Origin of the sequence: Streptomyces sp. CB02056, from assembly GCF_001905545.1 — a bacterium.
GTDB lineage: Bacteria > Actinomycetota > Actinomycetes > Streptomycetales > Streptomycetaceae > Kitasatospora.
On sequence record NZ_LIPD01000016.1, the window covers coordinates 171,226 to 183,342 of the forward strand.

A 12,117-nucleotide genomic window follows, 5' to 3' on the forward strand; every position below is an offset into this window, starting at 1 on the left:
CGAGGCCGGTGCGGCGCGCGTCAGTAGACGCAGGGGATGCCGCCGTCGGACTGGGCGTCGACGGCCGGGCCCTGCATCGGCAGGTTGGCGGCCGGGTCGGTCGGGGCGCCGCCGGCGGGGGCGGCGGGCTTGTCGGCGGCGACGCCGGTGAAGCCGGTGCCGAGGGTGACGACGACATGGTCGGCGGCGGTGGCGGCGGACGCGGTGGCGGTCACGCCGTAGCGGGCCGCAACCTGCTCGGCGGCCTCCTTGGCGCCCTTGCCGTAGGTGACGGTGGTGGTCTTCGGCCGGGTGGCGGCCGAGCCGGTGCGGCCCTCCTTGAAGCCCAGGCCGGCCAGCGCCTTGGCCTCGTCGGCGGAGGTGACCCCGGCCGCGGAGGAGGCGTTGAAGACGTCCACGGTGACCGGCCCGGCGGCGGCCGGGGGCGTGGTGGCGGCCGGCGGGGCGGCGGGGGCCTGGGCGGCGGGCGCGCCGGAGGCGGCGGCCGGGTCGGCCGGGGCGGGGGCGGCGTCGGCGTAGCCGAAGAGCTGCTTGACCACCTTCTGGACCTTCGCCGGGGTCACCAGGTTGACGTCCTGGCCGTTCTTGGTGCCGAACCCGTCGAAGGTCAGGGTGTTGAACTCGACGTTGCCGCCGGTGAGGTTGGGGGCCTGCTGGGCGAAGTCGAGCACGTTCCACTCGTTGTCGATCACCAGGTCCTTCTGCATCACCCCCATCAGCTCCTGCATCTTGCCGAGGTCGCCGATGACGCCCTTCTGCTTGAGGTTGTGCACCACGGAGGAGATGAAGGCCTGCTGGCGGTGGGTGCGGGCGAAGTCGCCGGTGTTGCCGTCCGGGCCGTCGAGGTTGTGGCGCTGGCGGACGAAGGAGAGCGCCTGGGAGGCGTTGAGCTTGTTGACGCCCTTGTGGAAGTCGGCCCCGGAGCCCTGGCCCTCGATGGCCGGGTCCTTGGTGTCGTGGGTGAGGCAGACCTCGATCGGCTGGAGGGCCTTGGCGATGTCGTAGAAGCCCATCAGGTTGACCTCGGCGATGTGGTCGATGGGCTGGTCGAGGAACTTCTGCACGGTGCGGATGGTGGCCGCGCGGCCGATGTCCCGGCCGGCCTTCTCCAGGTCGGCGCCCTTGAGGCCCTTGGCGCGCAGACCGGCGTCGGCCTTGTCCTTGGCCGCGCCGTAGGCCTCCTTGATCTTGGCCATGCCCATCTGGGAGCCGTTGGCGTCGTAGGTCATCACGTAGTCGTCGCGGGGTATCGAGACGGCCTGCACCTTGCCGCCGTTCGCCGGGATGTGCAGCAGGATCAGCGAGTTGGTGTTGTAGCCGCCGATGTCGGAGCTGTGGCCGGCGTGCAGCTCGTCCTGGACGAACTCGGGCGGGAGGTCCGTGCCGTCCATGTTCTTGCGGCTGTCCAGGCCGATCAGCAGCAGGTTGACCGAGTTGTCGAGGTGCTTGGGGGCGTCCTTCTTGGTCTCGGCGATGACGCCGGAGGTGGTCATCCCGTCGGTGAGCTGCTTGTACTCGTACCAGACCACCCCGCTGGCGGCGAACACCGCCAGGCCGACGGTGCAGGCCACCACCCGGCCCGCGACCAGGGCGGGTGAAGGGCGGCGGGGGCGGCGGGCCTCGGCGCCGCCGTCGGTCCCGGGGTTGTCAGCCATGCTGCCTCCTCCTCGCCCGGACCACCCGGACCGCGATCACGATGACGGCCGCGGCCGCGGCCTCGGCCATCACGGGAAAGCCGTGCACCACCCACTTCGCGGCGCCGGTGGCCAGGCCCTTGCCCTGGTACCGGTCGCGGTGGGCGGTGAACTCGACGACGGCCGTCACGCCCAGGACCACCAGCGGCGAGGTGGCGAGCACCCACCACCAGCCGTTGCGGCTGCTCAGTGCCGCCGCCAGGCCGGTGCCGAGCACCGCGGCCACGGCGAAGACCAGGCCCATGCCGGGGCCGGAGAGCTCGTCGACCGCGGCGCCGGCCAGCGGTAGTCCGAGGGCGAGGGCCGCCGGCAGCGCGGGGCCGCCGGGCAGCGGGCGTATGTGCCCGGCCGGTTTGTCCGCCGCCCGTCGGCGCGTCCGCTGGTCGGCCGACCGTCCTCGCTGCCCCGCCACGCCCTCACCCCGGTGTTCCCGTGTTCCGCGCGCCATGGTGGCGCCTGCGCCGCGTGCCGTCCGTCGGTTTCGTCGGTCCGGAACTCTGTTCGTGGCGCTGCCAGTTCCGGACGCCGGTTGCCGGTCGGCCGGTTCCCGTGCGGGGGTCCGGCCACCCGTGATCGGGGGAGGCGCTTCCCAATGTCTTCTACACGGGTGTAGAAGTCGTACGCAGCATAGAGCACGTCCGTTCGGCGGGACGTCCGGGTCTTCCGTGGCCTGGATAAACTACACCGGGCAGTTTCTGAGAGGGTCGGCCGGTGCGCCGACGGAAGAGGAGAGGGCCGTGGCGACGACGGGCGGAGCGGGACGGCCGGAGAAGCGCGAGGCGATCACCCGGGCCGCGACGGTGGTGTTCGGCCGCGAGGGGTACGTCCGGGCCAGCATGGACGCGATCGCGGCCGAGGCCGGGGTGTCCAAGCGGACGGTCTACAACCACTTCGGCGACAAGGAGACCCTCTTCCTGTCGGTGGCCCTGCGGACCTCGGCGGAACTGACCGAACGCATCGACGGGTTGATGGCGACGTACCTCGGCCGGGTGGTGGACCTGCGCCGGGACCTGATCGACTTCGCCGTCGAGCGGGCCCGCGCCGTGCTGTCGGCCGGGGAGCACGGGGCGCTCGGCCGGGCGATCCGGGCCGAGGTGGCCAACATCCCGGCGGACGTCCTGGAGGCCTGGCTGGAGGCCGGCCCGGTCGCCTCCCAGCGCGCGCTCGCGCAGCGCGTCGAGGCGCTCGCCGGGCGCGGGCTGCTCGCGGCCGAGGACGCCGCCCTGGCCGCCGAGCAGTTCACCCTGCTGACCTTCCACGGCGTCGCCGAGCGCTCCTTCTGGGGCGCGCTCCCGGTGGCGGACGAGGAGGTCGAGCGGATCGCGACGGCCGGTGTGGACGCCTTCCTGCGGATCCACGGCGCGCCGGAGGCGGCGGAGGCGTCCTCGGCGGCACGGGGCTGAGCCCGCCCGGGCGGGAGCGGCCGGCCGCCGCCCCCGCCCGGACCACCCGTGGATCACTTCCAGTTGAGGCCCTTGCCGAGGGTGTACGGCTCGCCCCAGTACTCGGCGCCCGCGACCTTGGAGGCCTCCGGGGACATCGCCACCGCGCAGGAGGTGGCGGACTGGCCGTTGGTGAAGCCCTTGGGCAGCGACTCGCTCTTGCACTTGGCGAAGGAGCCGATGACCATCAGCTCCTGCGCCTCGGTGCCGTCCGCCAGCAGGCCCTTCATGTGGCTGACGCTGGTGTAGGACAGGTCGGTGCCGCCGGCGTTGGTGACCTTGTAGTGGATGTAGTACGGCACCAGGCCCTTGGCCTTGTCGCCCAGGTTGAGCGGGGCGAGGTCGGCCGGGTCGCCCTTCTCGATCGAGGTGACCGCGAGCGCGATGGTGCCCTTGGTGCTGCCCGAGCTGAACGGGACGGTGGCGGCGTCGCCGAGCTTCAGCGTGGTCCCGGCCGCCGGGGCGCTGCCGGCCGGCGCGGGTGCGGTGGCCGAACCGGACCCGGCGCCGCCCGCCGGGACGGAGGCCGAACCGGAGGCGGCCGGGGTGGTGGCCGCGGTGCTCGGCGAGGCGGCCTGGGTGGCGGGCGCACCGGTCGCCGGCGGGGTCTTGGCGGTGTCGGACGACGAGGCGTCGTCGTTGCAGGCGGTCAGGGTGAGCGCGCCGACCGCGGCCAGTGAGGCCAGGGCCAGGGCGCGACGACTGCTGCGGATGGGCTTCACGTGATGTCCCCCGTGGTAGCGGACCCCCGGTGCCGGTGGTCCTCCTGAGGGACGTTCATAGCGCAGCGCGAACGAGCGGGGCCATGGCTTCGACGCGTCCTTGACACGGTCGTGACGAGTCCCTCGCGCCACCGTGACAAGGGATGCCGAGTCGTGATCAGCCGCCCGGACGGGGCCGGCGAGGGGCCGACCGGCGTCGGCGCGGGGGGCCGTGGGGCACCCGGAGGAGACCGGGCCCGGTCCGCTCGGCCTGGAGAGCGGACCGGGCCCGGTGGTTCGTCAGCCGAGCAGCCAGCGCTGGGCCGGGGCGGCGGGGTCGCAGGAGGCCACCCCGGTGGCCTGGCCGCCGCCGTTGGAGGTGAGGCACTGCCCGGTGGCCGCGTTGCGGACCAGGTACCAGCCGTGGTCCTCGTCGGTCAGCCGCCACTTCTGGTTGGCGGGCATCCAGTCGCCGGCCGGCCGGTTGAGGCCGTCCAGTCCGCCGGGGGTGTCCCAGAGGTGGACGGCGCCCGAACCGGTGTCGAGGTCGATCACCTTGCCCTGCCCGTGCGCGATCGCCGTGGTGCCGTCGCAGTACTTCCAGAACGACCAGGTCTGCGCGGGCGACTGGTTGGCCGGCCAGACGATGATCGGCTGACCGTTGGCCTCGACGTTGTGGAAGAGGTCGAGCGCGCCGGCGCCGGAGCCGTTGTTCACGGCCGCGAAGGCTCCCACGGACGGCGACAGGTCGCAGGCGCCGGCCTGTGCCGCCTGCGCCGCCGGCGCGCCGGCCACGACCGCCCCCGCGACGGCAGTGACGGCCCCGAGCGAGGCGAGGAGCCTGCGGGTACGGGTGGTGGTTCTCATCGGGTCTCTCCTTCTGGTGTGGTGGGCGGGCCGGCTCAGCCGCGCGGGACCGCGAGCGCGGCCCACTGCTTGGGGCCGGGGACGCCGTCGGCGTCCGCGCCCGAGTCGCCGAGCTTGTGCTGCCAGTTGCGGAAGGACTCGCGGTCCGCGTCGGACCACTCGGGGCCGGGGCCCTCGGCGTAGGCGGAGCAGCCCTCGGCGACGAGGCGCTCGCCCATCCGGGTGATGACGTCGCTGTTCTGGCCGTCGTGGAAGAAGTCGGCGCCGGGGAAGGGCTCGTAGCCGTCGCCGCCGTCGCCGCCCGCCGGAGCGCCGCCGCCGGACGGGGCCCCGCCGTCGGGGCTGTCCTCCGCGGAGGCCTCCTGCCCGAAGTAGAGCGCCCCGGGCCGGTCCTTCCACTCCGGGTCGGCGAGGACCGCGCCCTCGGCGAAGTCCGGGATGCCGTAGCCGTAGACCCAGTCCGAGCGGCGCTCACGGGTCTTGAGGTAGACGCCGTCGCCCTCGGCGCTGCCGCCGTCGTTGGTGTTGCCCTCGACGGTGGTGATGGTGGAGCTTGTGTAGGCGATGCAGATGCCGGTGTGGCTGCCGCCGCCGGGCCCGAAGAAGACCTGGCCGCCGATCACCGGGTACTCGGTGAAGCGGTCGCGCTCCTTGAACCAGGCGACGCCCTCCGCGCAGGAGGCGGTCACCGGGAAGCGCCCGGCGTTGCCGGACTGCTCGGCGCACCAGGAGACGAAGGTGGCGCACCAGGCCTCGCCCTGGGACCACTCCAGGCCGGCGACGGCGGGGGAGAACTTCTGGATGTTGTTCCAGTGCCCGCCGCTGCGACCCTCGTGGTAGCCGACCTCGTCTCGGGCGATGCGGATCAGGTCCGCCGCGTTCGAGGACATGGGTGTGGACTCCTTGTTCGTGGAAGGGTGCCGGTCGGGGTCTCAGGCCTTGCCGAAGGTCTGCACGTAGCGGCCCCAGTTGCCGCGCTGGCGGGGCGCGTAGCCGATGCCGATGTAGTTGTAGTCGGGGTTGAGGATGTTCACCCGGTGGCCCGGGCTGTTCATCCACATCTGCATCGCCTCCGGCACGCTGTTGCTCGGGGTGACGTTCTCGGCGGAGGAGCGGGAGACGAAGCCGGCGGCCGCGATGCGGTCCCAGGGGGAGCTGCCGTCGGTGCCGTTGTGCTGGGTGAGGTCGTGCGAGGCCATGTCGTTGGCGTGGCGCTGGGCGGCCGCGCTGAGGCGGTCGTCCAGGCGCACCGGCGGGGCGCCGACCCGGCCGCGCTCGACGTTGACGGCGTTCAGCATCTCGGAGCGGAAGTCACCGCCGCCGCCACCGCCGGGCTGGGGCTGCGGCTGGGGCTGGGGCTGCTGCTGGCCGCCGCCGCTGCTGATGCCCCCGGCCGGGACGAGCTGCCAGCGCTGCGCCGGGTTGCCGTCGTCCTGCCTGGAGAGGGTGAGCGGCGAGCCGGGGGCGGCCGCGGTGAGGTAGAGCATGCCCTCGTTGGTGCGGGTGGTGCGGATGCGGACCCAGTCGTTGTCGAGGGGCTCGAAGCACCAGTGCTGGTTGGGCTGGTTGTGCTCGTTGTACAGCCAGGCCTGGCCGGTGGAGTAGTTGAAGTCCATGACCATGGCCTGGCCGCCGACGTGCTTGCCGGTGGTGAGCTGGGTCTCCAGGAGGAAGCTGCCGTTCTCCTTGGCCCAGAAGGTCCAGCCCTGGGCGGTGGTGCCGTTGGAGCCCCAGGACTGGACGGCGGTGCCGGCGGCGGTCTGGCTGGAACGGACGTCGGCGACGGTTCCGTTGGCGGACTTGATCGTCCAGGTCTGGCCGTGCTGCGGGAGCGTGGGCATGGTGGCGCCTCTCGTCTGTGGTGTCGCCCCGGGCCGCAACCGCTGCGGTCCGGGGCCTGACGGGAGAGACGTTCCTGCACGGCGGTAGACGGCCGGTCAACACGCGTGGCCGGTGCCGCCGTTGATGCCGCGTCTACCGCGCCAGAAGGGCCCTGACCTGCGCCGATTCCTCGGTGAGCCCCAGTCGCTCGTACACCTCCAGGGAGTCCGTCAGACAGGCCCGGGCCTGGCTCGGGCGGCCGAGGCCGGTGAGCGCGGTGCCGAGGGTGCGCAGCAGGGCGCCCTCCAGGGCGGGGCTGGTGCGCCGGGCGAGCGGGAGGACCGCCTCGGCCGCGTCGACGGCGAGCAGCCAGCGGCCGGCCTCGGCGTGGATGCGGGCGGCGAGGTCGCCGGACGCGGCGGCGAAGACGGTGACCTGGAGGGCGGTGAACTCGTCGCGGGCGCCGACCGCGTGGTCGAGCGCCGCCTCCGGGTCGCCGCACAGCCGCAGCACCCGGGCGAGGTAGTAGCGGCCGATCGCGGCGGAGACCGGCCCCGAGTCGCGCATCAGGCGGGCGCTGCGCTCGGCGGCCTCCCGGGCCTCGTCGAGCCGGCCGGTCTGGGCGCAGCTGAAGGCGAACTCGCCGAGCGCGCTGCCCTCGGAGCGCCCGGCCCCCAGGCGGTGGAACAGCCCGGCGGCCCGGCCGGCGTGTTCGGCGGCCTCGGCGTAGCGGCCGTGCACCCGGGCGTTGCCGCCGAGGGTGAGCAGGGCCTTGGCGAGCACCCGGTCGGTGCCGGTGGTGGTGCAGACCTCGACGGCCCGGCGGATCACCTCCACGGACTCGGCGTAGCGGTTGACGTGCCAGAGCATGCTGCCGCGCACGTACCGGGCGAGGGCGAGCGGGCCGTGGTCGCCGCGTGCCTCGGCCTCGTCGGCCAGGCGTTCGGCGAGGTCGGCGATGACGGTGGTCTGGGTGCGTTCGGCGAGCACCGCGCCCATCCGGTCGGCGAGTTCGACGGCGCGGTCGAGCGGCAGGGCCGGGTCGGCGCAGCTCAGGGCGATGACGGCGGCGTGCACCTCGGCCTGCTCGCGCATCCAGCGCACGGCCTCCGTGCCGTCGGCGACGGGCCGGCCGGGGCGGGGCACCGGCACGTCGAGCAGGCTGAGCTCGACCGGGTCGGGCTTGCGGGCGGCGACGTCGGCGTTGCGGGCGGTGGCGAGGCAGAAGTCGAGCAGCCGTCCGGTGGCCGCGGTGCGTTCGGCGGGGCCGTCCTCGGCGGCGAGCCGGCCGCGGGCGTAGGCGCGGACCAGGTCGTGGTAGCCGTACCGGCCGAAGCGGGGGGACTGCAGGAGGTTGAGGTCGACGAGGGTTTCGAGGAGTTCGTCGGTCTCGGCCTCGGTGCGGTCGAGCAGGACGGCGGCGCAGGGCAGCGGGATGTCGGGGGCGTCGGGCAGGGCGAGCAGCCGGAAGGCGCGGGCCAGTTCGACGTCGAGGCGGTGGTAGGAGAGCGCGAAGCTGGCCTCCACCGTCCGTTCGCCGTCGCTGAGTTCGGCCAGCCGGTGCTCCCGGCGCAGGCCCTCGGCGAGGGTGGCCAGGGTGAGCGCGGGGTCGGCGGCGAGCCGGGAGGCGACGATGCGGACGGCGAGCGGCAGCAGCCCGCAGGCCCGGACGACCTCCTCGGCGGCCCCGGGCTCGGCGGCGACGCGTTCGGCGCCGACGATCCGGGTGAGCAGTTCCAGCGCCTGCCCGGGCGGCAGGGTGTCCAGGCGCAGTTGGTGGGCTCCGGCGAGGCCGGTCAGCCGGTGGCGGCTGGTGACGAGGACGGCGCAGCCGGGCGAGCCGGGCAGCAGGGGTTCGACGTGGCCGGGGGTGGCCGCGTTGTCGAGGACGACCAGGACGCGCCGCCCGGCCAGGGCCGAGCGGTAGAGCGCGCTGCGCTCCCCGGTGTCCGGGGGGATCTCGCCGGGGGCGACGCCGAGGTCCCGCAGGAAGCCGGCGAGCACCGTGCCGGGGTCGGGCGGGGTGCGGTCGGCGCCGCGCAGGTCGGCGAAGAGCTGCCCGTCGGGGAAGCGGTCGCGGGTCCGGCGGGCCACGTGCACGGCGAGGGTGGTCTTGCCGACGCCGCCCATGCCGTCCAGGGCGGAGACCACGACGGCCCGTCCGCCGGCGCCGGCGAGGCGGTCGGTGAGGGCCTCGACCTCCTCGGTGCGGCCGGTGAAGTCGGGCAGGCCGGACGGCAGCTGGTCGGGCGCCCGCCAGGTGTCGGCGGCGCCGGGGGCGTCGGCGGCGGGCCCGGCCTGGGCGGCGCCGGCGGGCAGCAGGGCGGCGTCCTCGCGCAGGATCCGCAGCTGGAGCTCGGTGGGGGCGTCCTCGCCGGGCGGGAGCGAGGCGCGGGCGTCCTCGTACACGGCGAGCGCCTCGGCCTTGCGCCCGGCCTGGTAGAGGGCGCGCATCAGGACGGTGGTGAGCCGGGGGCGGCCGGGGTGCTCCAGGGCGAGGGCGGCGATCGCCGCGGTGAGGTCGGTGCGGTCGCCGAGGTCGGCGTCCAGCTCCAGTTCCGTCTCCTTGGCCGAGACCCGCTGTTCGGTGAGGCGGGTGCGGACGGCCTCGGCGTGCGGCCCGGGCAGTCCGGCCAGCGCCTCGCCGACCCAGAGCCGGTGGGCGCGGCGCAGCACCTCCCGTACCTCCCGCGGCGGGGCGCCCGCCTCGCGCAGCCGCTCGGCCTCGGCCAGCAGCGCCTCCCAGGCGGCGGCGTCCACCTCGCTGCCGGGCGCCCTGAACGCGTAGCCGTCGCCGACGCGCACCAGCGGCATCCGGTCCGGGTCGTCCCCGGCGTACGGCCGGAACGCGGTGCGCAGCCGGGAGACGGCGAGCTGGACGGCCTTGCGCGGGTCAGCCGGCGCGGCCCCGCCCCACACCCCCTCGACCAGCACCGGGACCGACACCGTGCGCCCGGCGGCGGCCAGCAGCACGGCGAGCACGGCCCGCTGCTGCGGCCGGCCCAACTCCAGTTCCAGCTCCCCGTACCAGGCCCGCAGCGGTCCCAGCAGTCCGAACCGCAGCCCGGAACCCCCCATGTCACCCATCTACCCGTCCCCGAAAGTCGTCCTGCGCCGGGATCCCGCCAGTTCCGTCCGGACGGTGGGCCCCCATACCCCGGCGGCCTATGCTCTGTCACAGATTGTGCACCGGATCGTGCACAGGTTGTGCACCGGATCGAGGGCTTCGAGGGGTGGGCCGTGGGGCTCGTTTTCAGCCTGCTGGGGCCGCTGCGGGCCCGGCACGACGGTCGTGAGCTCGACCTCGGCCGACCGCAGCAGCGGGCCGTGCTCGCGGCCCTGCTGGTCCCGCCGGGGCAGCTGGTGTCCACGGATCGGCTGGTCGAGGACCTGTGGGGGGCGGACGAAACCCGCTGGCCGAAGGATCCGGTCGGGCAGATCGGCACCCACGTCCACCGGCTGCGGCGGGCCCTGGGCGAGCCCGGGCTGCTGGTAGGAGCGGCGGGCGGCTACCGGCTGGAGGCGCCGCGTACGGCGGTGGACCTCTTCCGTTACGAGGCCGAGGTGGCGGAGGCCGTCGCGCTGCGTCACCAGGATCCCCTGCGGGCGCGCGAGTCGCTGGCGCGGGCGCTGGGCGCCTGGGAGGGGCACCGGGCGCTGGACGGGGTGCCCGGGGCGTTCGCCGAGCGGGTCCGGGAACGGCTGGCGGCCGGGCGGTTCGCGGCGGTGAAGACCCTGCTCGACCTGGACCTGTCGCTCGGCCGGCACGCCGAGGCGCTGGAGCCGCTGGCCGGGCTGGCGGCCTCGCACCCCCAGGACGAGGAGGTGCACCGGCTGCACCTGCTGGCGCTGCACCGCTGCGGCCGGACGGCGGAGGCGCTGGCGGGGTACGAGGCGCTGCGTGAGCGGCTGGACGGGGAGCTCGGTCTCGAACCCGCCCCGGCACTGGTCGAACTGGCCGGGCAGATCCGGCGCGGCGAGGCCCCGGTGCTGCTGCGACGGCTGCCGAGGCCGAGCCAGCTGCCGCCGGACATCCCGGACCTGGTCGGGCGGGCGGCGCAGGTGCGGGAGGCGGAGCGGGTGCTGCGGGCGGCCGGGGCGCCGGTCCTGGGGCTGTCCGGTCCGGCGGGCTGCGGCGCGTCGGCGCTGGCGGTGCACGTGGCGCACACCGTCCAGGACGCCTTCCCGGACGGCCGGCTGTACGCGGGCGGCGGCGGGGCCGGTGTGGTGCTCGCCGGCTTCCTGCGGGCGCTGGGGGACCGGCCGGCGGCGGGCGCGGACGTCGAGGAGCTCGGCGCGCGCTACCGCGGGCTGCTCGCCGGGCGCCGGGTGCTGGTCCTGCTGGACGGGGTGGCCGAGCCGGGCGTGCTGCTGCCGTCGGTGCCCGGCTGCGCGGCGGTGGTGGCGGGCGCCGAACCGGGCACCCTGCCCGACGGCGCCGTACGGCTCGCGGTGGGACCGCTGGAGCCGCACGACGCCTACGAACTGCTGGCCCGGATCGCCGGCGCGGACCGGGTCCGGCGGGAGCCGGAGGCGGTGGCCGAGGTGGCCGCGCTCTGCGGCCACCTGCCGGTCCTGCTGCGCACGGCGGCGGAGCGGCTCGCCTCCCGGCCGCAGTGGTCGGTGGCCGACCTGGTGCGGTGGCTCGCCCTGCGGGCCGACGGGCCGGGGCGGGCCCAGTAACGCCGGCTCTCCCGGTGACCCCGGCCTTCTCGGTGACCGGGGCCGGTTCAGTAGAGGTCGGAGGAGAAGAGGACTGCGCCGGGGACGGGGCCGGGGTTGGAGGAGTGGGGGATGCGCGGGATGTCGTTGCCGCCCCAGTAGACGCCGGAGGTGCCGCTGGCGGTGACGGTCAGCTTGGCGTGCGGGTGGCCGTAGGTGCCGGACGACCAGCAGGCGGCGCCGTTGGCGGAGTAGACGACGAAGTTGCCGTCGACCTGCATGACGGCCTTGTAGCCGCAGCCGACGGTGCCGCTGGCCATCTTGACCTGGGTCCCGTACTGGTAGACGACGAAGTTGCCGTCGGGCTGCATGATCATCCGGGTGGAGCCGGACTCGATGTACCAGCCCTGGTAGAGCGGCTCGTCGTCCCAGATGGAGACGTGGTCGACGGCCCGCTCGATCGCGGCCTCCGCGGTACCGGTCGACGCCACGGTCCCGGCCAGGGCGAGCGCGGTGGTGGCGGTGGCCAGGGCGATCTGCCGGAGGGTCTTCGTCGTCTTCATGTACCCGTGCCTCGTGGTTCTCTCGTGCGTTCGCGCCCGCCAGGTCCTCGGGGCGCGGTGTGGCACGACCTTGGCGGAAGGCGGTAGACAAACGATGAACGCCGCCGTTTAACGGGCTCCGGGGGCCGGGCCGGCGGGCCGGACCCACGGCGGGACCAGGGGCATTTGGCTTGGGCCCGGAGTGGGAGTAGTGTCTCCTAGTCGCCTGACAGGGAGCACCGGACACGCAGCCGCGCGGACGGTCCCGGGGTGGCCAATCCTCTGAAACACCACTTCCCGGTTCGGGCCGGGTCGCTTCGTCGTTTTCGCGTCGCGGCCTGGTGCGCATTCGGTGTGCATGTTTATTGGGTTGCGGTCGGATTCGCTT

Annotated in this window: 10 protein-coding genes; 2 read left to right on the plus strand and 8 right to left on the minus strand. The window is 74.7% G+C overall.

Going from position 1 to position 12,117, the window contains the following annotated elements; translation table 11 throughout:
• Positions 1-20: 20 nt before the first annotated feature.
• Together AMK13_RS34335 and AMK13_RS34340 are read right to left on the minus strand one after the other, a co-directional pair.
• Positions 21-1,655 (minus strand): LCP family protein, encoded by a 1,635-nt coding sequence (locus AMK13_RS34335; protein WP_079272756.1) that lies wholly within the window; start codon positions 1,653-1,655, stop codon positions 21-23.
• Complete coding sequence (locus AMK13_RS34340; protein ID WP_074005530.1) at positions 1,648-2,106, minus strand: DUF6542 domain-containing protein; 459 nt, start codon at positions 2,104-2,106, stop codon at positions 1,648-1,650. The genes AMK13_RS34335 and AMK13_RS34340 overlap by 8 nt, the downstream gene beginning before the upstream one ends.
• Before the next feature lie 325 nt (positions 2,107-2,431).
• On the opposite strand from AMK13_RS34340, the gene AMK13_RS34345 reads away from it, so the two are divergent.
• Positions 2,432-3,097, plus strand: coding sequence for a TetR/AcrR family transcriptional regulator (locus AMK13_RS34345; protein WP_074005531.1), 666 nt, complete (start codon positions 2,432-2,434; stop codon positions 3,095-3,097).
• Between the two features lie 53 nt (positions 3,098-3,150).
• Here AMK13_RS34345 and AMK13_RS34350 read toward each other — a convergent pair whose 3' ends face one another.
• The 5 genes from AMK13_RS34350 to AMK13_RS34370 form a co-directional block, all read right to left on the minus strand.
• The gene (locus tag AMK13_RS34350) at positions 3,151-3,858 is read right to left on the minus strand and encodes a hypothetical protein (RefSeq protein WP_079272758.1); all 708 of its coding nucleotides are present in this window, start codon (positions 3,856-3,858) and stop codon (positions 3,151-3,153) included.
• A gap of 279 nt (positions 3,859-4,137) precedes the next feature.
• Positions 4,138-4,704, minus strand: coding sequence for an RICIN domain-containing protein (locus AMK13_RS34355; protein ID WP_074005532.1), 567 nt, complete (start codon positions 4,702-4,704; stop codon positions 4,138-4,140).
• Positions 4,705-4,739: 35 nt separating this feature from the next.
• Entirely contained in the window at positions 4,740-5,594 is an 855-nt protein-coding gene (locus AMK13_RS34360) for a peptidoglycan-binding protein (protein ID WP_074005533.1), read from the minus strand.
• Positions 5,595-5,636: 42 nt separating this feature from the next.
• Positions 5,637-6,545 (minus strand): CAP domain-containing protein, encoded by a 909-nt coding sequence (locus AMK13_RS34365; protein WP_074005534.1) that lies wholly within the window; start codon positions 6,543-6,545, stop codon positions 5,637-5,639.
• Positions 6,546-6,678: 133 nt separating this feature from the next.
• Positions 6,679-9,612, minus strand: a complete 2,934-nt coding sequence (locus tag AMK13_RS34370) for an AfsR/SARP family transcriptional regulator (RefSeq protein ID WP_074005535.1) — start codon at positions 9,610-9,612, stop codon at positions 6,679-6,681.
• Between the two features lie 153 nt (positions 9,613-9,765).
• On the opposite strand from AMK13_RS34370, the gene AMK13_RS43150 reads away from it, so the two are divergent.
• On the plus strand, positions 9,766-11,208 hold the full coding sequence (locus AMK13_RS43150) for an AfsR/SARP family transcriptional regulator (protein ID WP_158077781.1): 1,443 nt from the start codon (positions 9,766-9,768) through the stop codon (positions 11,206-11,208).
• Positions 11,209-11,255: 47 nt separating this feature from the next.
• On the opposite strand, the gene AMK13_RS34380 is transcribed toward AMK13_RS43150, so the two are convergent.
• Positions 11,256-11,750, minus strand: a complete 495-nt coding sequence (locus AMK13_RS34380) for a hypothetical protein (protein ID WP_049661190.1) — start codon at positions 11,748-11,750, stop codon at positions 11,256-11,258.
• Positions 11,751-12,117: the final 367 nt, after the last annotated feature.